At 68.5% G+C, this 22,504-nt stretch carries 17 protein-coding genes and 1 tRNA gene; 10 read left to right on the top strand and 8 right to left on the bottom strand.

The features are described 5' to 3' along the window. Positions 1-228 precede the first annotated feature (228 nt). The 7 genes from gyrB (at position 229) to MB1_RS02175 (ending at position 9,738) form a co-directional block, all read left to right on the top strand. Positions 229-2,271 carry a DNA topoisomerase (ATP-hydrolyzing) subunit B gene (gene gyrB, locus MB1_RS02205; protein ID WP_066903181.1) on the top strand — a complete coding sequence of 681 codons (2,043 nt, stop codon included), beginning with the start codon at positions 229-231 and terminating at the stop codon, positions 2,269-2,271. Positions 2,272-2,361: 90 nt separating this feature from the next. Continuing rightward, complete coding sequence (gene gyrA / locus MB1_RS02200; RefSeq protein ID WP_066903179.1) at positions 2,362-4,887, top strand: DNA gyrase subunit A; 2,526 nt, start codon at positions 2,362-2,364, stop codon at positions 4,885-4,887. A gap of 5 nt (positions 4,888-4,892) precedes the next feature. Beyond that, positions 4,893-6,422, top strand: coding sequence for a DUF3566 domain-containing protein (locus tag MB1_RS26425; protein ID WP_066903177.1), 1,530 nt, complete (start codon positions 4,893-4,895; stop codon positions 6,420-6,422). A gap of 163 nt (positions 6,423-6,585) precedes the next feature. Further along, a tRNA-Ile gene (locus MB1_RS02190) sits at positions 6,586-6,659 on the top strand. Positions 6,660-6,978: 319 nt separating this feature from the next. Further along, positions 6,979-7,791 carry a DUF3592 domain-containing protein gene (locus tag MB1_RS02185; protein ID WP_066903175.1) on the top strand — a complete coding sequence of 271 codons (813 nt, stop codon included), beginning with the start codon at positions 6,979-6,981 and terminating at the stop codon, positions 7,789-7,791. A 175-nt stretch (positions 7,792-7,966) separates the two neighbouring features. Beyond that, positions 7,967-9,088 carry an AAA family ATPase gene (locus tag MB1_RS02180; protein ID WP_066903173.1) on the top strand — a complete coding sequence of 374 codons (1,122 nt, stop codon included), beginning with the start codon at positions 7,967-7,969 and terminating at the stop codon, positions 9,086-9,088. Between the two features lie 17 nt (positions 9,089-9,105). Then, positions 9,106-9,738 carry a DUF4276 family protein gene (locus tag MB1_RS02175; RefSeq protein WP_169801582.1) on the top strand — a complete coding sequence of 211 codons (633 nt, stop codon included), beginning with the start codon at positions 9,106-9,108 and terminating at the stop codon, positions 9,736-9,738. Here the strand turns inward: MB1_RS02175 and MB1_RS02170 are convergent. After that, positions 9,735-11,840, bottom strand: a complete 2,106-nt coding sequence (locus MB1_RS02170; RefSeq protein ID WP_245649985.1) for an MMPL family transporter — start codon at positions 11,838-11,840, stop codon at positions 9,735-9,737. The two genes, MB1_RS02175 and MB1_RS02170, sit on opposite strands and share 4 nt — an antisense overlap. Positions 11,841-11,929: 89 nt before the next feature. Between MB1_RS02170 and MB1_RS02165 the strand changes: the two genes are divergently transcribed. Further along, positions 11,930-12,400 carry a MarR family winged helix-turn-helix transcriptional regulator gene (locus MB1_RS02165; protein WP_245649984.1) on the top strand — a complete coding sequence of 157 codons (471 nt, stop codon included), beginning with the start codon at positions 11,930-11,932 and terminating at the stop codon, positions 12,398-12,400. A gap of 27 nt (positions 12,401-12,427) precedes the next feature. Here the strand turns inward: MB1_RS02165 and MB1_RS02160 are convergent, their stop codons facing one another. The 3 genes from MB1_RS02160 to MB1_RS02150 form a co-directional block, all read right to left on the bottom strand. Beyond that, positions 12,428-13,240, bottom strand: a complete 813-nt coding sequence (locus MB1_RS02160; RefSeq protein WP_369406837.1) for an SDR family NAD(P)-dependent oxidoreductase — start codon at positions 13,238-13,240, stop codon at positions 12,428-12,430. Positions 13,241-13,501: 261 nt separating this feature from the next. After that, positions 13,502-14,881, bottom strand: coding sequence for a uracil-xanthine permease family protein (locus MB1_RS02155; RefSeq protein WP_169801581.1), 1,380 nt, complete (start codon positions 14,879-14,881; stop codon positions 13,502-13,504). 162 nt (positions 14,882-15,043) lie between these two features. Then, positions 15,044-16,078 carry a diacylglycerol/lipid kinase family protein gene (locus MB1_RS02150; protein WP_084350644.1) on the bottom strand — a complete coding sequence of 345 codons (1,035 nt, stop codon included), beginning with the start codon at positions 16,076-16,078 and terminating at the stop codon, positions 15,044-15,046. A 40-nt stretch (positions 16,079-16,118) separates the two neighbouring features. On the opposite strand from MB1_RS02150, the gene MB1_RS02145 reads away from it, so the two are divergent. After that, positions 16,119-16,547, top strand: a complete 429-nt coding sequence (locus MB1_RS02145) for a PPOX class F420-dependent oxidoreductase (RefSeq protein WP_066903167.1) — start codon at positions 16,119-16,121, stop codon at positions 16,545-16,547. Positions 16,548-16,554: 7 nt separating this feature from the next. Here the strand turns inward: MB1_RS02145 and MB1_RS02140 are convergent, their stop codons facing one another. The 3 genes from MB1_RS02140 to hpxO all read right to left on the bottom strand — a co-directional run bounded on the left by MB1_RS02140 (position 16,555) and on the right by hpxO (position 20,106). Continuing rightward, positions 16,555-17,280: a M50 family metallopeptidase gene (locus MB1_RS02140; protein WP_084350642.1), complete on the bottom strand. Its 726-nt coding sequence runs from the start codon at positions 17,278-17,280 to the stop codon at positions 16,555-16,557. Continuing rightward, entirely contained in the window at positions 17,265-18,728 is a 1,464-nt protein-coding gene (locus MB1_RS02135; RefSeq protein ID WP_066903165.1) for an MFS transporter, read from the bottom strand. The genes MB1_RS02140 and MB1_RS02135 overlap by 16 nt, the downstream gene beginning before the upstream one ends. Before the next feature lie 196 nt (positions 18,729-18,924). Then, a complete protein-coding gene (gene hpxO / locus MB1_RS02130) occupies positions 18,925-20,106 on the bottom strand; it encodes an FAD-dependent urate hydroxylase HpxO (protein ID WP_066903163.1) in 1,182 nt (393 codons plus the stop codon). Positions 20,107-20,271: 165 nt separating this feature from the next. Between hpxO and MB1_RS02125 the strand changes: the two genes are divergently transcribed. Further along, positions 20,272-20,781, top strand: a complete 510-nt coding sequence (locus MB1_RS02125; protein WP_084350640.1) for an SRPBCC family protein — start codon at positions 20,272-20,274, stop codon at positions 20,779-20,781. Between the two features lie 73 nt (positions 20,782-20,854). Here the strand turns inward: MB1_RS02125 and MB1_RS02120 are convergent, their stop codons facing one another. Further along, positions 20,855-22,483 carry an AMP-binding protein gene (locus MB1_RS02120; protein ID WP_066903158.1) on the bottom strand — a complete coding sequence of 543 codons (1,629 nt, stop codon included), beginning with the start codon at positions 22,481-22,483 and terminating at the stop codon, positions 20,855-20,857. Positions 22,484-22,504: the final 21 nt, after the last annotated feature.

Genomic DNA, 22,504 nt, shown 5'->3' with positions numbered 1-22,504 from the left:
CATGGCGCAGTTCCTGAAAGTTCGTCAGGGGCGATTTCAGACGGTATTTCGGGCAGCACCTCACCACTTGTCCCCTACCAACAAGTAGACTGTGTGACGAGTGTCCGGTTCGAGTCGAACCGGGAGCACCATCCGGTCGTAACCCGCTCGACGCGCCCCGACGCGCGACGGGATGTGTCCGGTGGTCGATACCGCGTGATCCCTGTTCGTAAGGAGAACCAACCGACAGTGGCTGCCCAAGAATCGGACAACAACGCCTCCGGCAAGCCGTCGTACGACGCATCCTCCATCACGGTGCTCGAGGGCCTCGAAGCGGTCCGCAAGCGGCCCGGCATGTATATCGGATCGACCGGTGAGCGGGGCCTGCACCACCTGATCTGGGAGGTCGTCGACAACTCGGTCGACGAGGCGATGGCGGGATATGCCACCAAGGTCGAGGTCACCCTGCTCGCCGACGGCGGTGTCCAGGTCGTCGACGACGGCCGCGGCATTCCGGTGGAGATGCACCCGAAGGAGAAGCGGCCCACCGTCGAGGTCGTGCTGACCGTCCTGCACGCCGGCGGCAAGTTCGACTCCGATTCCTATGCGGTCTCCGGCGGTCTGCACGGTGTCGGTATCTCGGTGGTCAACGCGCTGTCGCGGCGACTCGAGGTCGACATCCAGCGCGACGGCTACAACTGGACGCAGACGTATCTCAACAGCGAGCCCGGCGAGTTGGTTCGCGGGGCGGCCACCGACAAGACCGGCACCACGACGCGGTTCTGGGCCGACGACACCATTTTCGAGACGACGACCTACAACTTCGAGACCGTCGCGCGCCGGTTGCAGGAGATGGCCTTCCTCAACAAGGGTCTGACGATCATGCTCACCGATGAGCGGGTCACCCCCGCCGAGGTGGTCGACGAGGACGTCGCCGATACCGCCGACAAGCCGATGAACGAGGACGAGGAGCGGGTCGCCGCGGCGACGCCGAAGGTCAAGACCCGCACCTATCACTACCCGGGCGGCCTGGTCGACTACGTCAAGCACATCAACCGGCTCAAGACCCCGATCCACAACTCGGTCGTCGACTTCACCGCCAAGGGCACCGGCCACGAGGTCGAGGTGGCCATGCAGTGGAACGCCAGCTACGCCGAATCGGTGCACACCTTCGCCAATACGATCAACACCCACGAGGGCGGTACCCACGAGGAGGGCTTCCGCGCCGCGCTGACCTCGGTGGTCAAGAAGTACGCCAAGGAAAAGAAGCTGATCAGGGACAAGGACGGCGAGCTGTCCGGCGACGATATTCGCGAGGGTCTCGCCGCGGTGATCTCCGTGAAGGTCGCCGAGCCGCAGTTCGAGGGACAGACCAAGACCAAGCTGGGCAATACCGAGGTCAAGTCGTTCGTGCAGCGCGCCTGCAATGAGCACCTCGCGCACTGGTTCGACGCGAACCCCGCCGACGCGAAGGTGATCGTCAACAAGGCCGCCGCCTCGGCGCAGGCCCGCCTGGCCGCCCGCCGCGCTCGCGAGTTGGTCCGTCGCAAGTCGGCCACCGACCTCGGCGGCCTGCCCGGCAAGCTCGCCGACTGCCGCTCCAAGGACCCCGAGAAGTGCGAGGTCTACATCGTCGAGGGCGACTCCGCCGGCGGCTCCGCCAAGTCCGGTCGCGACTCGATGTTCCAGGCGATCCTGCCGCTGCGCGGAAAGATCATCAACGTCGAGAAGGCCCGCATCGACCGCGTCCTCAAGAACACCGAGGTTCAGTCGATCATCACCGCCTTCGGTACCGGCATCCACGACGAGTTCGACATCTCGAAGCTGCGCTATCACAAGATCGTGTTGATGGCCGACGCCGACGTGGACGGCCAGCACATCTCGACGCTGCTGCTGACCCTGTTGTTCCGTTTCATGCGCCCGCTGGTCGAGCACGGCCACGTCTATCTCGCACAGCCGCCGCTCTACAAGCTCAAGTGGCAGAAGGGTGCGGCCCCGGAGTTCGCCTATTCCGATCGCGAGCGCGACGGCATGCTCGAGGCGGGCCTGGCCGCGGGCAAGAAGATCAACAAGGACGACGGCATCCAGCGGTACAAGGGCCTCGGCGAGATGAACGCCAAGGAACTGTGGGAGACCACCATGGATCCCGCGGTCCGCGTGCTGCGGCTGGTGACCCTGGACGACGCCGCGGCTGCCGACGAGTTGTTCTCGATCCTGATGGGCGAGGACGTCGAGGCGCGCCGCTCGTTCATCACCCGCAACGCCAAGGACGTTCGCTTCCTCGATGTGTGATCGCTCGGCTGCGCGGCGACCGGTATCCGCCGGTCGCCGATGCCCGTTCGACCACCGTCGCAACACTTCTCGTGAGAAAGTGACCATTCGATGACAGACACCACGCTGCCTCCGGACGGGGACGTTCCCGCCTCGGGCGGAGACCGGATCGAGCCGGTCGACATCCAGCAGGAAATGCAGTCGAGCTATATCGACTACGCGATGAGCGTCATCGTCGGACGCGCCCTGCCGGAGGTCCGTGACGGTCTGAAGCCGGTCCACCGCCGCATCCTGTACGCGATGTACGACAACGGTTTCCGGCCCGACCGCGGCTACGTCAAGGCGGCGCGGCCGGTGTCCGAGACGATGGGTAACTATCACCCCCACGGCGACTCGGCGATCTACGACGCCCTGGTGCGGCTGGCCCAACCGTGGTCGATGCGCTATCCGCTGATCGACGGCCAGGGCAACTTCGGTTCGCCCGGCAACGACGGCGCCGCCGCGATGCGCTATACCGAATGCCGGCTGACGCCGTTGGCGATGGAGATGCTGCGGGATATCGACGAGGAGACCGTCGATTTCACCCCGAACTACGACGGTCGCACCCTCGAGCCGCGGGTTCTCCCCAGCCGTATCCCCAACCTGTTGGTGAACGGTTCCGGCGGTATCGCCGTCGGCATGGCCACCAATGTGCCGCCGCACAACCTGCGCGAGGTCGCCGAGGCGATCTACTGGATCCTCGACAACCACCAGGCCGACGAGGAATCGACCCTCGCCGCGGTGATGGAGCGGGTCAAGGGACCCGACTTCCCCACGCACGGACTGATCGTCGGCGGCCAGGGCATCCACGACGCGTACACCACCGGTCGCGGGTCGATCCGCATGCGCGGCGTCGTCGAGATCGAGGAGGACACCCGCGGCGGCACCCAGATCGTCATCAACCAGCTGCCGTTCCAGGTCAACCCGGACAACCTGATCGCCTCGATCGCCGAGCAGCACAAGGACGGCAAGATCGCCGGCATCTCCGATATCGAGGACCAGTCCTCCGACCGGGTCGGCATGCGCATCGTGGTCAAGCTGCGGCGCGACGCGGTGGCCAAGGTGGTGCTCAACAACCTCTACAAGCACAGCCAACTGCAGACCAGCTTCGGCGCGAACATGCTCTCGATCGTCGACGGGGTGCCGCGCACCCTGCGGCTCGATCAGATCCTCAAGCTGTACGTCGGCCATCAGCTCGAAGTGATCATCCGGCGCACCCAGTACCGACTGCGCAAGGCCGAGGAACGCGCCCACATCCTGCGCGGCCTGGTCAAGGCGCTCGACGCGCTCGACGAGGTCATCGCGTTGATCCGCCGCTCGCCGGATACCGAGACCGCGCGCACCGGCTTGATGGACCTGCTCGAGATCGACGAGATCCAGGCGACCGCGATCCTCGATATGCAGCTGCGCCGGCTGTCCGCGCTCGAACGGCAGAAGATCGTCGACGAATTGGCCAAGATCGAGGCCGAGATCGCCGACTACAAGGACATCCTGGCCAAGCCCGAGCGGCAGCGCGCGATCGTGCACGACGAGCTCAAGGAGATCGTCGACAAGTACGGTGACGATCGGCGCACCAAGATCATCGCCGCCGACGGCGACGTCAACGACGAAGACCTGATCGCCCGCGAGGACGTGGTGGTCACCATCACCGAGACCGGCTACGCCAAGCGCACCAAGACCGACCTGTACCGCTCGCAGAAGCGCGGCGGCAAGGGCGTCCAGGGTGCCGGGCTCAAGCAGGACGACATCGTCAGCCACTTCTTCGTCAGCTCGACGCACGACTGGATCCTGTTCTTCACCACCAAGGGGCGCGTCTACCGCGCGAAGGCGTACGAGCTGCCCGAGGCCAACCGGACCGCCCGCGGCCAGCACGTCGCGAACCTGCTGGCCTTCCAGCCGGACGAGCGCATCGCCCAGGTCATCCAGCTCAAGTCCTACGAGGACGCCCCGTACCTGGTGCTCGCCACCCGCGGCGGCCTGGTCAAGAAGTCGCGCCTGATCGACTTCGATTCCAACCGATCCGGCGGGATCGTCGCGGTCAACCTGCGCGGCGACGACGAACTGGTCGGCGCGGTGCTCGGCTCCGCCGAGGACGACCTGCTGCTGGTATCGGAGCAGGGCCAGTCGATCCGGTTCTCCGCCAACGACGAGGTGCTGCGGCCGATGGGTCGGGCCACCTCCGGCGTTCAGGGGATGCGCTTCAACGAGGACGACCACCTGTTGTCGCTCAATGTGGTGCACGACGGCAAGTTCCTGCTGGTCGCGACCTCCGGCGGGTACGCCAAGCGCACCCCGATCGAGGACTATCCGACCCAAGGTCGCGGCGGAAAGGGCGTGCTGACAATCCAGTACGACCCCCGACGTGGCACCCTGGTGGGGGCTCTCATCGTCGAAGACGAGGACGAGCTGTATGCCATCACCTCGAACGGGGGCGTCATCCGTACCGGGGCGAAGCAGGTTCGCAGGGCAGGCCGCCAGACGAAGGGTGTTCGTTTGATGAACCTCGGAGAGGGCGACACTCTGCTGGCTATTGCACGTAATGCCGACGAGCCCGAGGAGCTCGTCGACGGTACTTCCACGGCACCGAAGGGGTCCTGATCGACGTGAGCACTCCGCGCGATTCAGCGAGCGGCGAATCACCGAGCAACGGGCAGCCGCGTCTGCCGGGCGCATCGGATGCGGGCCCCGCGCCCGCTCCGACCGGTGGTCCGGCAGCGCCGAACGGTGCCGCGGCTGCGAAGGGCCCGGATGCGGGCCCCGGAGCCGATGCGGTCCGCCCGGTCGAGGCGACGCGCCCGGCCGGCAATGTCACCCCGGCCCGGCCCGCCGGCGAGCCCACCGCCCGACCGGTCAACCCGTCGGGTCCGGCGCGACCGGCCGCCGAGCAGGGCGCCGGATCCGGCCCGGCTCGACCGGCGCAGCCCAACGGTGCGGCACCCGGTTCGGCTCCGGTCGCCGGTCCGCTGCCCCAGCGCACCCCCGGGCAGAGCGCTCCGCCCCCGGCCGCGCCACCTCGATCCGCGCCGCCGTCCGGTGCTCCGACGGTTGCCACCCCCGCGGCCGGCGCTCCCAAGCCGCCGACCGCGCCGCCCGCGCCCACCGCTCCGCCGGCCGGTCCGCCCGGTGTCGGTCGACCGCGCGATCCCGCGCCGGCCGATCGACCCGCCGCCGCCGACCGCCCCGCGCCCAAGGCGCCGCCGCAGGCCGCTCCGACGCAGCAGGCCGCTCCGACGCAGCAGACGGCCCGCCCGGCTGCCGCCGCGGCACCGCGACCCACCGGCAACGGTGCCGGTCGCCCGCCCCAGCCTGCCGTCCCCACCGACCGCACCGTGGTGACCAACGGGGCCGGTAAGCCGCCCGTCGACGGTCGTCCGGCGCCGAAGCCCGCCGCGGCCGAGACGCAGCGGGTGGAGCAGCAGCGCCCGCCCGCCCCCGGCGCCCGCCCGGCCGCCGCCGCGGCTGCCGGATCGTCCTGGGATCGTGGCCGCCAGCAGCCGCAGACCAACGTCACCGCCCGCCCGGGACAGTTCCCGACCGGTGCGCGGCGCGGTGGGGACCGGCCGGTGCCGGGTACCCCCACCCCGGACCGTTCGGTCCGTGAGGAGGCGCGCACCAAGGCCGCCGTCATCGACGGCCCCACCCGCAAGGTGGAGCGCAACGAGCTGCCCGTCGACATGCCCGACCTCTCCGAGGTGCGTCATCCCACGCCCACCGCCGCCGAGCCGGAAGCCCAGCGGGTCGCCGCGGTGGCCGGACCGGTCGCGGTGCCGAGCACCGGGCCGCTGCGCGCGGTCCTGCAGCTGCGGCGCATCGACCCCTGGTCGGCGCTGAAGCTGTCGCTGGTCATCTCGGTGGCGGGCTTCCTGGCCTGGATGGTGGCCGTTGCCGCGCTGTACCTGGTCCTGGGCGGCATGGGCGTCTGGGATCGCCTCAACAGTGCGTTCACCGACATCGTCTCCGACACCTCCGGTAGCGGCCTGGTCACCGCCGGTCAGGTCTTCGGGTACTCCTCGGTGATCGGTCTGATCAACATCGTGCTGTTCACCGCGATCGTCACGATCGGCTCGTTCATCTACAACCTGTGCGCCGACCTCGTCGGCGGTGTGGAAGTCACCCTCGCCGATCGCGATTAGCGTCGTCGTTTCACGGGAAACCTCGGCACAGACTCGACTGTGCCGAGGTTTTTTGTGTGCTCGATCGGCCGCGTCGACCGTCGTCGGGAGCCGTTTTGGTTCCCGAGCGGTGCATGCGGTAACCTCATCGCTCGGCACGGTCGAAGACCACGCCGATGTTCGAGGGCCTATAGCTCAGGCGGTTAGAGCGCTTCCCTGATAAGGAAGAGGTCCCTGGTTCAAGTCCAGGTAGGCCCACCCACAGCACGAACTCCCGGTATCGAGCGGTTGGACACAGTCCCCGCTCGATTCTCATATCCGACGCCTTCTTCTTTCGACTGCGGCCGTGTTTCGGTTGCACCGCGATGTTCGGCAGCCGTATCCCGAGCCGTACACGGGCCCCGGGGTGGTTCCACCGAGCCGGTCGCGAGCATGCAGCGACGTCGAATCCTCATCGGGACAATTCGACCGCTATCCTCCGTCCGTCGCGGGTCTTCGGGGTCCGCGCAGTGGCAACGGAGGAACCGTTTCAGTGGCGATAAGTGAGATCGGACGGCAGGCGACCCGCGGAGGCGGAATGATCGCGTCCGTCGTGACGGGAGCCCTCCTGCTGGCGGCCGGAGTGGTCCTGGGCCTGACGGTCGGGCAGTTGGTCGATGCCATTCGACGGGGCGTGCTCAACAGCATCGACTCGCCGAACCCGGGCTCGGACGACATGATGTTCCCCATTCCGGTGGCGATGATCCTGGTGATCGTCGCGTACTTCGCGTACCACCTGTCGAACCGGCTCTGGTCGGGTCGCAAGGACAGGTACCTCGTCGTCGGCCCCCTGGCCCTCACGGTGCTGGGGACTGCCGCCGGACTGTGGTGGTCGCGGCTGTTCGACTGGGCGCCGGCCGACCAGATCGGCGCCACCAGCGAATTTGTCGGTGGCCCCGCGGTGGAATGGAAAGTCCAGCAATGGGCGGTGTGGTCCACCGAATACTGGCTCGCGCCGCTGGTGACCCTCGTCGCGCTGTACCTGCTGTTCATCGGCCGACGCAGCGGCCGCAAGGCCGTCCGCTCGCGGGCGATCGCCGAGGAACTGATGGTCTCCGGTGCCCGGGTGCCGGGCGTCGTGGTCGCCTCGGACCCCGAACCGACCACCGGTCAGCGCGTCTACTACGCGGAGTGGACCTTTGCCTTCGCCGACCTGCAGGGTTTCGAACACCGGATCAGCCGGACCGAGGCCTTCCCTTACATCAAGGGTCACCCGCGGTACGGCGTTCCCCTCGACGGTCAGCAGCTGGTCGTTCTCTACGACCCCGCGGCCCCGGGCGACGAGGACCGGGTGTTCACCGCCCTGGGCGCCGGCGAACAGATCGACGAGTTCCTGCGCGAACGGTACTGACCCAGCCGGTACCGAGTCGGACCGTACCGGCTCGGTACCGACTCAGAGGTAGTCCGCGCGGGCCGCACGCGTCGTCTGCGGCTAACGCGGGCTGTCCACAACCGTGTCCTCCGGCAGGCGTTCTCGCGCGAGGTGTGAGGTAACTTCGCAACAACACCGTCAGGAGGTGAAGGTCATGGCCGGCGACACCCCACTCCGTCAGCTTCGCGTCAGCGGATACGCGTCACTGGCCGATGTCACCTTGGACCTGAACACCGAAGTCACGCTTCTTGTGGGCGGAAACGGTGCCGGGAAGAGCAACCTGGTGGGAGCCTTCGAGCTTCTCGGTCGGATCATCGACCGCCAACTCCAGTCGTACATCGTTCGGAAGGGTGGATTCGGCAGCATTCTGCATCGACCGGTCGATCCGGCGTTGTCACCGGACGGTGTCCGGTTGGAGGCGTGGAGCGATTGGGAGGGCGATCTGACCAATGGCTACCGAGCCGATCTGATCGCGGCGGCGGAGGACAGCGTCGCCATCACGGAGACGACGTTCTTCCACGATCGGAGCAGATATCCGAATCCGCGCCAGGATGACTTGGGAACCCATCGCGAGTCGGTCCTGGTATCGGCCGCCGATGATCGGAACACGTTTGCGCACTATGCGCGGAAGGCCGTCTCCGGCTGTCGGGTCTTCCACTTCGACGATGTGAGTGCGGACGCGCCGGTGAAGAGATACGCCGACACGGCCGACAACATCAGTCTGCATCCCGATGCGTCTAACCTTGCCCCGGTTCTTCTGCGCCTGCGAGCCGAACACCCGGAGCAGTACGACGCCATCATCCGGTCGATCCGCAACGTCGCGCCCTTCTTCGGAGACTTCGTGCTGCGTCCGGAGGTGTCGGGGCTCCGGTTGCGGTGGTCGGAAACCGGTCTCGACCATGTGTTTTCTGCGGATCAACTCAGTGACGGAACCCTGCGATTCATCTGCCTGGCGGTCCTTCTGCAGCAGCCCGAACGTCCGCACACGATCGTCCTCGACGAGCCGGAGCTCGGCCTGCATCCCTTCGCGATCCACCAACTCGCCGACATGATGCGCAGCGCCGCTGCCGGAAGACGTCTGGTTGCCGCGACTCAGTCGGTGACGCTGCTCAGTCAGTTCGATATCTCCGAACTGGCGGTCCTGGATCGCACCGCACGGGGAACGACCATCACCCGGCACGATCCCGCATCCTTCGAACAGTGGCTCGAGGACTACTCGGTGGGCGAGATCTGGGAGAAGAATCTGTTGGGCGGCAGACCGCGCCGGCTGCTATGAGGCAGGTGGCGATCGTCGTGGAAGGACAGACCGAGGATCGGTTTGTCGGCGATGTCCTCGCACCACATCTGTGGACTCTCGGGATCCACATTCAACCGATCATCGTCAAGACCAGTCGCACGGCGGGACGTGCGAGCGCCAAAGGCGGTGGGTCCTGGAAACACTGGCGCAAGGACATCGGCAACACTCTGACATCGAGCCAATTCGTCTGCGTCACGACGATGATCGATTTCTACGGATATCCGGACGACGGACCGGCACGCTGCAGCGCGCCGCATACCGACGAATGTGTCATCAACCGGGAGCGCGGCATGGCCGCGGACATATCCGATGGTGATCGATTCCTGCCGTTCGTCGTGTTGCACGAGTTCGAGGCTCTGGTCTTCGCGGCCGCTTCGGCGGCGAGCGACCTTCCCGCGAAGGTCCGGAAGCACTGCGCGGGCGTACTTGCGCAATACGACCACAACGCCGAATCGATCAACGACGGCCCGACCACCGCACCTTCGAAACGCCTGAAGTCGGAGTGGAGCGGCTACTCGAAGGTGCGCGATGGTGTCGCGATTACCGCGAGCGCGGGTCTGCCCGTCGTCAGGTCACATGCCCCGCGGTTCGACCAGTGGTTGTCTCGGCTGGAAGCCCTCTCCGGCTAGAGGTACTCGGCGTGGGCGGCGACCGTCCGCTGCGGCTTGTCGGGGTGTGCCTTTCCCGGCCACCACACCCGATCACCGACCAGCGCGAACACCGCGGGCACCACGATCGTGCGCACCACGAAGGCGTCGAGAACGATGCCCAGGCCCACCACAATGCCGATCTGCGTCAGCGTGATCAACGGCAGGACGCCGAGCACACAGAAGACCGCGGCCAGCACGATGCCCGCGCTGGTGATCACCCCGCCCGTGGAGGCGACCGCCCGCACGATCGCGTCCGCGGTGTGGTGGTTGCGGGTGTACTCGCGCGTCCGAGTCACCAGGAAGATCGTGTAATCCACGCCGAGCGCCACCAGGAACAGGAACGAGAACAGCGGCACCTGGTCGTCGAAGGCCGGGAACCCGAAGATGTATTTCGACACCAGATGCCCCAGGCCGAGGGCGGCGATCGTGCTGAGCACCGTGGTCGCCAGCAGCAGGACCGGCGCCACCAGGGCGCGCAGCAGCACGACCAGCACGGCGAAGACCACCGCGAGGACCAGCGGAATCACCACCATCCGATCGCGGGCCGCGGCCTCGGCGGTGTCGAGCGCCCGGGCGTCCGATCCGCCGACGAGTGCCTCACCGCCCGGCACGGCCGAAACCGCGGCGCGCAGTTGCCGGATCGTGTCGAAGGCCTGGTCGGTCCCCGGGTCCGCGCCGAGCACCACCGAGTACCGGCTCCAGCCGTCCATGTTTCCGTCCGCGGTGACCGACTGCACCCCCTCGACGGTCTCGGCGGCCGCCGCCACCCGATCCGCCTCCGCGGTCCGGGCCAGCAGCACCGTCGGGTCCGACGTTCCGCCCGGGAAGTGCGCGGCCAGCACGTCGATACCGTCCACCGACTCCGCCTGTACTCGGAACTGCTCGGTCTGCGAGAGCCCGATCTTCGTGCCGATCAGCCACAACCCGCACAGGCCCAGGACCAGCACCGACACGATTACAACCGGCACCGGTCGGGCGGTCATCGTCGCCGCGATGCGGTACCAGGGACCGCGCGGACCGTCCTCGGCGGCGGCCTCGACGTGCGGAACGAACGGCCAGAACAGTCGGCGACCGCACACTGCCAGCAGCGGCGGCAACACCAACAGCACGAACACCGCCGCGACCACCAGACCGCACGCGGCGAGCACACCCAGACCCCGCGTACTGGGCAGCAGGGCGACGATCAGGGTCAACAGGGCGAGCACCACCGTCGCATTGCTCGCCAGGATCGCCGGGGCCGCACGCCGCACCGCGACGGCCAGGGCGTCGCGATGGTTGTCGTGCCGGTGCAACTCCTCCCGATACCGCGAGACCAGCAGCAGCGCGTAGTTGGTGCCCGCACCGAAGACCAGCACGCTGGTGATACCCGAGGTCGACCCGTCGAACGACAACCCGGTCAGCTCGGCGACCAGGGTGCCCACCGATGCGGCCACCCGGTCGGCGAAGCCGATGACGAGCAGCGGGACCAGCCACAACACCGGTGACCGGTAGGTCAGGATCAGCAGGACCGCGACGACCAGGGCCGTGACCGCCAACAATGTGATGTTCGCGCCGGAGAACGAGTTCGCGATATCGGCGCCGAACGCCGGGCCGCCGGTGACGTCGACGGTCAGATCGCTCGGTAGGCCGTCGGCGACCGCAGCGCGCAGTTCATCGACCCGATCGGTCAACGGGAAGCCGTTGAGCGTGCCGTCGATCCCCACCGGGGCGATCGCCGCCAAGCCGTCGGGCGCCGGTATCACCGGAGCGCCGATCTCCCCGAACGCCGGGTCGACGGCGACCGCGCGTTCCTGCGCCGCCGCCAGCGCATCCAGGTCGCTCGGCTCGAGGGTGCCGCCGTCCGGGCGGGCCGCGACCAGCACCACGGCCGCTTCGTCGGCGTCCGGGAAGGTCGCGGTGATCTCGTTGACCCGGGCGGACTCGGCCGACGCCGGCAGCGACGTCGGTGCCGACTCGGCGGACTCGTTCGCCCCGGCGAGGCCGATGATCGCGATGCCGGCGACGATCACCAGCAGGGCGACAACCCACCCTCGCTTCCCGGCAAGAACGGCGGCAATTCGGCTCAGGCTGTCGTCCGTCACGTGTGCAAAACTATCTCAGTCACTGAAGTATCGAGCGGGTGGCTGTGAGTGGGGATCCGGTGGACGCGTCGGCACGGCGGGATACGCGCGTGCGCATAGCCATGCGCGCGCAGACCCTGGTGTCGCTGGGCGACCGCATCGGCCGCAGCTTCGCCGCCGACCACGACCTCGGCGCCAACGACTTCCGCGCCCTGCTCGCGGTCCTGGTCGCCGAGCGTGAGGGGCGGCCGCTCACCCCGACCCAACTCGGCCGGGATCTGGGCCTGTCCTCGGCCGCGATGACCTACCTGGTCGAGCGCCTCGTGGCCTCCGGGCATCTGCTGCGCGAACGCGACAGCGCGGACGGTCGTCGGGTGATCCTGCGCTACGCCGACCACGGCTTCGAGGTTGCCGCCGGCTTCTTCGGCCCCCTCGGTGATCGCACCGCCGCGGCCCTCGAGGACGTATCGGAGGCCGACCTCGCGGTGGCGCTGCGGGTGATGGACCGGGTCACCGGTGCCTTCGCCGAGCACCTGCGCGATCTCGACGACAACCGAGCCGATCGTGCCCCGGCCGAGTGATCCGAAACCGGCCGCCGCAACGATCCGTCAGTTGACCAGGGAAGCCATGCGTTTGGCGATCATCTCGGTGGCGCGCTGCGGCGATAGCCGGGAGATTCGATCGAGCATCCTTGCGTCCTTGCCGACGATAACCCGGAACGCGCCCTTCTCGATGCCGTCGGCGATCTGGCGGGCGGCATCGGGGGCACTGGTCAGGCCGGCGGCCCTGTCTTCGCTTCCCTCTTGTCGGTTGCCCGGCACGGTTGCGCCCGAGTTTCCCACGATGTCGGTAGCCACCCCTCCGGGGATCACCGTGGTCACCGCAACGGAACTGTCTTGCAGTTCGGCGTACAGCCCTTCGGTGAACAGGGTGACCGCGGCCTTGCTCGCTCCGTAAATCGTCTGACCGGGCACCGGCGCCAACCCACCCATGCTGGAGACGTTGACCAGAGCAGCGGCGGGTCGCTCACGCAGCAGTGGCAGGAACGCGTGACAGGTGTGGATCACGCCCCAGAGATTGACGGCGACGACCCGCTCCATCTCCGGGTAGTCGAGGTCGACGAAGGGGACAAAATGCTGGATCACGCCCGCGACATTGACCAGGGCGTCCACCTGCCCGTGGGCCTGCACCACCAGGTCGGGAAGGGCCTCGACAGCGGCCCGGTCGGTGACATCCACGGGGTGAGTGCTCAGCCGGTCGCCGGCCGCGGCGAGGTCTGCGGTCTGCGCCAACGAGTCCGCACGCAGGTCCACCGCAGCGACCCGGGCACCGCGTCGCAACAGTTCCAGCACCAGCTGCTGCCCGATCCCGTTCCCGCCGCCGGTCACCACCAGGGTGCTATCAGCGATCTTCATGTCCATCCCTCACTTCGTGCCGTGCTTCCGACGGTCGAACACCGCGAGTACCCGCCGCATCATCGGGTGGAGCGAGCCCTCGATACGTCCTATTTCCGCTTTTGCGGAGTTGGCCGGCGGGCCACGGCTACGGATTCCGGGGTGTCGCCGAACACGTTCCACACAGCATCACCGAGGACCATGCGTCCACGGCGTTCCGCTCCCGCACGTCTTGTGCAACGCACGTGACCCCGACCGAATCGGCCGGGGTCACGTGAGGCGAGAGGATCAGGCGAGTTCCTTGGCGCGTTCCTCGAGCGGCGGGAGCTTGCGGGGGATCACGGCGTTCATGATCACCGCGGCGAACATCGCCGGGACGATGCCCGAGGTCAGCAGCAGGCGCACATCGTCCGGGATCGAGGCGATCGCGTCGTCGTTGACCAGCGACAGGCCCAGGCCCAGTCCCAACGACACCGCCAGGATCAGCAGCGCCCGGCGATCGAGCACCTCGTGGGCGATCACCTGGATACCGGCGGCGGCGACCATCGAGAACATCACCAGCACCGCACCACCGAGCACCGGGTAGGGGATGGTGCTGAAGATGGCGCCGATCTTCGGGATCAGGCCGGCGCACAGCAGCAGGCCACCGGCCATCGCGACCACCCACCGGCTGACCACCCCGGTCAGGGCGATCACGCCGGTGTTCTGGCTGAACGTCGTATTCGGCATCGCGGAGAACAGCGCGCCGAGCGAGGTGCCGATACCGTCGGCGACCACACCACCGCTGAGCTCGCGCGGCGTCGGGGAACGGCCGATGCCGGTCTTGGCCACCGCGGTCAGGTCACCGAGCGACTCGACGGAGCTGGCCAGCGCCAGCAGCACGATCGCGATGATCGCCGTCGTATGGAAGCTCAATCCGAATTCGAGCGGGGTGGGCACCATGAACCAACCGGCCTCGGCGATCGGCGTCAGGTCGACCATGCCCGCGAACGCGGCGACGATATAGCCGACGACCAGGCCCATCAGCACCGCGGCGACCGAGATGAAGCCCTTGCCGAACTGGCTGCAGATGATGATCACCAGGACCACCAGGCCGGCGATGGCGAAGTGGTGCCAGGCGCCGAGGGTGCCCGCCGCCCGGGCGGGTCCGCCGCCGGCGGCGTAGTCGATCGCGTTGGGGATCAGACTGATGCCGATGATCAGGATGATGATGCCGCAGACGAAGGGCGGGAAGAACTTCGCGATCCACCGCAGCGTGGTGCCGAAGAAGACCTGGAAGACACCGGCGATCAGCGCGCCGCCGAAGACGGCGGCCAGGCCGAATTCCTGCGCGATCGGAATCGCGATCACCAGGAAGGCGAAGCTGGTGCCCTGCATGACCGGCAGCCGCGCCCCGATCGGGCCGATGCCGATGGTCTGCAGCAGCGTGGTGATTCCGGAGATCACCATCGCCAACTGCACCAGCAGCGTCGTCTCCCCGGTCGCAAAACCGAGCGCGGTGGCGACCAACAGGGGTGGGGTGGCATTGCCGACGAACATCGCCAACAGATGCTGTACCGCCAGCGGGAAGGCGGTCGGTATCGGCGGCATGTCGTTGAGGCCGTACTTCGACGCCATGTTCTGGTCGTGTTCGTGCAGCGGGCTCTGCTGCGATGTCGGAGCGTTCATGGGTGTGCTCCTCGCTGTGCGTGAGTGGGACGCGGGGGTAAAGGCCGACATCTCACGCTAGGAGCGAGCAGTTATCTGGGTGTTTCGTCCGTTTTGCCGGAATGGCACGGTTCGGATATATCCGGACAGGGCCGTGACCTGCGTCTCGAGCGGCGGCGCCCGTCAGTCGTGCGGCAGCCGCACCAGCAGGGCACCCGCCTCGATCGAGCAGGTGAACTCCCGGACGTTCTCGATCAGATCGCCGTCGACGTCCAGGTTCTCCGGCGCCGGCAGCCGCACGGCGATGGTGCGACCCTGCATGTGGCGGACCGCGCGACGGGCCGAGCCGCCGGTGGTCGACCCGCGCCGCAGCCGACTGCCCACCAGGACGTGGGCGGCGACCTGGACCCACCCGAGCGGGCCGCTCGGGTGCAGGAAGGCGACGTCGAGCAGACCGTCGTCCGGCGTCGCGTCGGGCAGGACCGCGACATTGCCCTGCACGCTTCCACAGTTGCCGACCAGCACGGTGTGCACCCGCAGGGCGTGCGCCCGGCGGCGATCCATGCGGTAGCGGATCGTGCGATTCTCGCTCTGCCGCAGTGCGGTCGCGCCGGCCTTGACGTAGGCGATCCAGCCGACCTTCTTCTTGAGTGCGTCGTCCGTATTGGCCAACATGTCGGCGTCCAAACCGATTCCGGTCATCACCACGAAGGCGGTCGAGCTGCTCGACCCGTCGGCGAGGACCATCTCGACCGTGCCGACGTCGAGCGGTCGGTCCGTGCCGGAGAAGGCGATGTCGATCGCGGCCGCCGGATCGTCCAGAGGCAGTCCGAGGTTGCGGGCCAGCAGGTTTCCGGTACCCGCCGGCAGAATCGCCATCGGTACGTCGCCGCCGCGCAAACCCTCCGCGACCGCCCGCACCGTGCCGTCACCACCGGCGGCGATCACCACCGACGCCCCCTCGTCGACGGCCTGCCGGGCCATCGCGATCCCCGGATCGTCCTCGGTGGTCTCGATCCACCGGGTGGACCCGAATCCGGCGCCGGCCTCCGCCGCGGCGACCACCGCCTCGAGTTCGGCGCGGTCGACCTTCGTCGGATTGTGCACAACGGCGGCATATCCCGACGAGAGGGCCGAGTCCGAGGCGCTCCCCGCGTCGGACGCCGGGCCCGCCTCGGTCGCGTGCGTCGAGTCGGACACGGGGACGGAATCGGTCATGCGGACATCCTGGCACGTGGATCCGCCTATTCTCGGAGCAATGACGACCACGCTCGACGACCCCGCGGTCCGTTCGTTCCTCGAGACCGGTACGCGCACCGGAAAGTTGGCGTATTTGTCCGCCTCCGGTCACGCTTTGGTCGCCCCGGTCTGGTTCATCCTCGACGGCGACGACATCGTCTTCAACACCGGCAAGGACACCGCGAAAGGCCGCTCGATCCTGAGGGATTCGCACGTGACCCTGGTGGTCGACCTCGAGGAGCTGCCCTACGCCTTCGTCCAGGTCCAGGGTGACGCGACGGTCAGCGAGGACCCGGCCGAGCTGATCGACACCGCCACCCGCATCGCGGCACGCTACGTCGAGCCCGGCAAGGCCGAGGAATACGGCAGGCGCAACGGTGTTCCCGGCGAATTGGTGGTGCGCGTCCACCCGACCAAGGTGATCGCGGCGCTCGACGTCACCGCCTGACGCGGCCTCAGGCGCCGGCCGGCAGCAGCGTTCGGATCGTTTCGGTCGGCACGACCGCCCAGCCGAAGACCAGGGCGGCTGCGGTGCACACCAGCACGAATGTGGCGAGCCACAGCACCCGCGGTACCCCGGTGATGCGGGCGAGCACGCGAGCGTCGTTGTCGCCGGAACGATCCCGTGCGGCGACGACCACATGCCGCCAGGCGCCGACGATCAGCACCGCCGCCGTCGTCGCCAACACCAGGATCTGCAGGCCGTCGTTGCGGAACCACCACAACGCGGCCAGCCCGGCGAAGACCCCGATCGTCACCAGCGCGGTCAGCCCGGAGCGGATGCGGATCATCGCGATCAGCAGGACCACCATCATCACCGCGATGATCGGTGCTGCCCACCCGGCGGCAGCCGCGGCGATCAACCCGGCCCCCACCAGCGCCGGCGCCGGATAACCCGCCCACAGCGTCGCCACCAGACCCGGGCCGCGGGAGCGTCCGACGGTGATCGCATGCCCGGACGCGTCCCCGCGCAGTACGAATCCGGTGAACTTGCGGCCGACCAGGATGCCGACCATCGCGTGGCCCAATTCGTGCACCAGCGTCACGCCCAGCCGAGCGACCCGCCACAGCGGCCGCACCGACACGATCACCAGCGCGATCGCACAGATCACCAGAATCTGTGGGACGGACGGTGTCACCGCGTCCCCGGGAATCAGTCGGGCGATCAGCTCGTTCTCCACGGCCCGCAGTGTAGGTGGCCAACCTGTGGATGCCGCTCGCCGCGAGAATGGTCGCGGTCGGCCGGCCCGCTCGCGAGGCCGAACCAGGAGACCACCCCGCCGAGGGCGAGCAACGCCGCACAGATCAGCAATGCCCGGTGATATCCGCTGGTCAGGACTACCGGGTCGCTGTACGCGCGGGCGGTGAGCCCCACGATCGCCGGCAGGGCGGCCACCGACAGCAGGCTGCCGGTGCGGGCCACCGCATTGTTGACCCCGCTCGCCACCCCGGCCAGGTGGTTCGGAGCGGCGGCCAGCACCGCGGCGGTCAGGGGCGACACCAGCGCGGTCAGACCGAGGGCGAAGATCAGCATTCCCGGGAAGACGGCGGTCCAATAGGGCGCGGGCGATCCCACCGACGCCAGCAGCACGACACCGAGCGCGCAGATCAGCGGCCCGACGGTCATCGGCAGCCGCGGCCCGGTCCGGGCGGCCAGCACCGCCATCCGCGAGCTCAGCAGCAGCATCACCACGGTGATCGGCACCGCCGCGACCCCGGCGAGCAGCGGGCTATAGCCCGACGTCACCTGCAATTGCAGGACCAGGAAGAACATCACCGCCGAGAGCGCCGCGTACACCAGGAAGGTCATCGCATTGGCCGCGACGAAGACCCGGGAGCGGAACAGGATCGCCGGCAGCATCGCGCCCGGCCGGCGCTGCGCCGCCACGAATCCGACCGTGGCCGCAAGGGACGCCAGGGCGAGGCCGATCGCCGCGGGAATCGGGATATCGCGCCAGGAGGTCAACAGATAGGTGGCGCCCGCGAGGGCCACGACGCCGCAGACCGCGCCGATGATGTCGAGGTCGCCGCGCGCCTCGCTGTCCCTCGAGTCCGGCACCCACAGGCACAGCACCAGGACCAGCGCACAGAGCGGCAGGTTGATCGCGAAGATCCACCGCCACCCGGCGTTGTCGATCAACCACCCGCCGAGCAGCGGACCCATCGCGGAGGCCACCCCGGAGACGCCGGCCCAGGTGCCGATCGCCGCGGCCCGATCCTGTTCGCGGAAGCTGCCCTGGATGATCGCCAGTGATCCGGGTGTCAGCAAGGCGGCGAAGACGCCCTGGAGGATGCGGGCGGCGACCAGGATCTCGACCGTCGGGGCGATCGCGCAGAGCCCACCGGCGACCGCGAAGCCGGCGACCCCGAGCACGTACATGCGGCGGCGGCCGAAGCGGTCGCCGAGCGCCCCGCCGACCAGGATCAAGGCGGCCAGGCTGAGCATGTAGCCGTTGATCACCCATTGCAGGGCGGCCAGGCCGGCGCCGAGGTCGCGGCCGATCGAGGTGACCGCGATGTTGACGACCGTCCCGTCGAGCATCGCGATACCGGTGCCGAGGGTGACCGCCGTCAGGGTCAGGCGGCCGCGCGTCGACGACCGAGCGAGCAGGCCCGGATTCCGCTCCACCGCCCCGACCCTATGCCCCGTCGGGGCGGTCCGTACCGTCCGCGGCGCAATCGGTCATCACCCGACCGAGCTGCTGCGCGGCCCGATCGTCGACGCCCTCGATTCGCGTCCGGACGCGCCGGTGGGGTGCTCGGGAGCGGGCTGCCCGTAGCGCACGGTGTTGCCGTGGCCGGCCTGCCCGAACACTCCGATGCGGTCAGTCGAGGACGGCGCCGCCGAGGTTGATCGGGCTGTCGACGATATTGCCGATGATGCCGCGCAGCACGTTCTCGCCGGACTCCTTGCGCAGCGAGGCGTACCAGGATTCGGTGAGGTCGCCGCCGTAGTCGTGGGTCTCCTCGCCGCGCTTGCGGGCCTTGAGGACCAGGTCGGCGGCGCGATCGGTGCGACTGTGCTCGTACCGCTTGAGGGTGTCCTCGATGCTGATCGTGTTCGAGCCGAGCATGATCGACAGCACGAAGGTGTCCTCGAGGGCCGAGCAGGCGCCCTGGCCGATATCGGGTGCGGTGTTGTGGGCGGCGTCGCCGAGGATCGCGACGCGACCCTTCACCCAGGTGTGGAAGGGGTCGATATCCCAGATCTCCACCCGGTTGAACGACACCGCGGGGTCGATCGAGTCGAGCAGCGCCTGCACCCCGCCGGTCCAATGGCCGAACGCCTCGCGCAGCGGGGCGATGCCCTCCGACTTGTCGTAGGGCAGGCCGTCGGGCTGCGGGACGTCGACGAAGAAGTAGAAGCGGTCGCCGGCCACCGGCATCACGGCGGCGCGCTTGCCCTCGCCGACGTAGGTGGTCCACCGGTCGAGCGGCCCGACGCGCGGGTCGGCGGCCACCAGCCCGTTGAAGTTGGTGTAGCCGGAGTACTTGCGCTCGATGCCGCCGCCGGTGACGTAGTCGCGGGTGATCGAATTGGCACCGTCCGCGCCGATCAGCAGGTCGCAGGTGGCGGTCTCCCCATTGGCGAAGGTGACCGTGACCTCCTCGCCGTCGTCCTCGATGCCCACCATCTTCATGTTCAGGTGGATCTTGTCCAGACCGAAGGTCTCCATCAGCAGCATCTGCAGGTCGGCGCGGGCGACCGGGTAGGGGCGCTGGCCGGTGCGCTCGGTCACCGGGGCGAGGCTGAAGGCGCACATCGTTTCACCGGTGAGCCCGTCGACGTAGGACATCGTGTCCATCAGGCCGCCCAATTCGGCGACCTGCTCGCTCAGGCCGAGCCAGTTGAGCACCTTGACGCCGTTGGACCACAACGACAGCGCCGCCCCGACCGGCTTGTTCTCGCGCATCCGGTCGTAGATCGTGACCTCGTGCCCCAGACGCGCGAGGGCGATTCCCGCGCTGGCACCGCCGATACCCGCTCCGATGATGATGATCCGCATGGGTCCGAAGCTAGGTCGCGTCCGTAACGTCGCTGTTGCCTGCCGGTGCCCGTTCGCGTGAACGCGCGGATATATCGGCCGAACCAGCACGGATGGACGCCGAAGGGTCGGGCATCCACCCCCGGGTGGTTGTGTTCGACCCGATCGGGCCGCAAGGTGTGACCCATGACTCCTTCAGCACCGCAGGACGCCACGACGCCGCGCGACCCGGCCCGCCGGATGGTCGCCGAGGTGGTGATCGACGCATCCCCGGAGCAGGTGTGGACCGTGCTGACCGATCTGCGGGTGCTCGCCGACGCCAGCCCCGAGCTGGTGACGATGGTGCCGCTGCGGCCCGGCGGACTGCGGGCCGGGCAGCGCTACGTCGGCATCAACCGCCGCGGGGTCGTCTTCTGGCCGACCCTCAACCGCGTCGATGTGGTCGAGGCGCCGCAGCAGCTCGTCTGGACGACCACCACCAGCGCCTCGCAGTGGGGTTTCACCCTCGAGCCGCAGGGGTCGGGGACCCGTGTCGTGCAGACCCGAACCACCAGCAAGCCGCTCGGCGGGTTCTCGGCGCTGTTCTCGAAGGTTCTGCTCGGTGGGGTCGGCTCGCACGCCGACGAGCTCGAGGACGGCATGGGCACGACCCTCGACCATCTGCGGGTGGTCGCCGAGGTGGGGCGCACCGTCTGACCGGTCCCCGGCTGTTGTCGAGGCGGACGGACGGGCGCACCCCCGGGCGGCCCGGCGCCGAGCCGCCCGGACGTCAGCCCTTGCGCAGGATGTAGCGCTGCACCTTTCCACTGGGCGTCTTCGGCAGCGCCGGGACGAAGTGCACGCTGCGCGGATAGGCGTGCGCGGCGAACTTGCTCTTCACCAGCTGCTGCAGGTCGGTCTCGAGCTGATCGCTGCCCTCGACACCGTCGCGCAAGACGACGAAGGCCTCGAGGACCTCGCCGCGCAGCTGATCGGGCAGCCCCACGACGGCGGCCTCGATGACGTCCTCGTGCATGACCAGCACCGATTCGACGTCGAACGGCCCGATGCGGTAACCGGCCATGATGATGACGTCGTCGTCGCGGGAGCTGAAGAAGTAGTGCCCCTCCTCGTCGGTGCTGCCCGCGTCACCGGTGACGTACCACCGGCCGTCCGCGGTGAACCGCTCCTTCGTCTTCTGCGGGGCGTCGACGTACCCGGTGAACCACATCAGCGGTGAGTTGTGGGTATCGATGGCGACCCGACCGGCGGTGCGCGGCGGCGCCGGTTCGTCGGTGTCGTCGAGCAGGACCGCACACGACCAACCCGGCAGCGGCCGACCCATCGAGCCGGCGGGCACATCCTCGCGCATGCCGTCGGCCCAGGCGTTGACGATGAACATCCCGTGCTCGGTCTGCCCGTACTGGTCGCGCACCTCGACACCGAGCGTCGCACGCGACCACGCCACCACATCGGGCGTCAACGGTTCACCCGCCGACGAGGCGCGCCGCAGGGTCACCCCCTTCGGCACGGGCCCGGTGTCGGCGCGCAGGGTGCGGTAGACCGTCGGGGCGGCCGCGAAGTTGGTGACGCCGAAGGTGTCGAGCACCTTCCAGGTCAGCGCCGCCGAGAACCCGGCGTGCAGCAGCAGACTGCGGGTGCCGGTGGCCAACGGCCCGAGCAACGCGTAGTAGAGCCCATACGCCCAGCCCGGGTCGGCGGCATTCCAGAACACGTCGTCCGGGCGCACGTCGAGCCCGAATTCCATGTACCCGTGGAACGACGCCAATGCCCGCAGCGGCACCGGCACACCCTTCGGGGTACCGGTGGTGCCGGAGGTGAACAGCTGCACCAGCGGTCCATTCGAGCCGATTGTCACCGCGGCGCCCGCCGGATCGTCGGCCGCGTGCGCGGCGAGCAGATCCGCCAGCTTCAGCTGATCCTCGGACTCCGGGGTGCCGGCCGCGACGATCACCCGCCACGGCGGGTCGGCGGGGATGTCCTCACTCGGCGCGAGTTTGCTCAGCTGGTTGCGGTCCGCGACGACGACCTTGGCCCCGGACGAGGTCAGCCGGAACGCGATCGCGGGGGCCGCGAACGCGGTGAACAGCGGAACGTGCACCGCCCCGCGCCGCCAGATACCCAGCAGCGCCACCACCAGCTCCGCGGACTTGCCCATCAGGGTGGCGACGCAGTCACCCTGTTCGACCCCGAGATCGGCGAGCGCCGCGGCGAACTTCGTCGACTCGGCGCGCAGCTCGCCGTAGGTCAGGTCGCGGGAGGACAGGTCGTCCTCGATCACCGTGAAGGCGACGGCCTCGGCGGGATGCCGATCGCACAGCAGTTCGGCGGCGCAGGCGTCGGTGGTGTCGTACTGATCCAGCAGTTCCGCCACCCGTGCGTCGGTGTTCCGAACCATCGAGTTCGCCTCCTTGTGTAC

The organism is Millisia brevis NBRC 105863 (genome assembly GCF_001552615.1).
Taxonomy (GTDB): Bacteria; Actinomycetota; Actinomycetes; order Mycobacteriales; family Mycobacteriaceae; genus Millisia; species Millisia brevis.
Note: the sequence above shows the minus strand (reverse complement) of the source record. Positions and strands in the feature narration are given on the sequence as shown.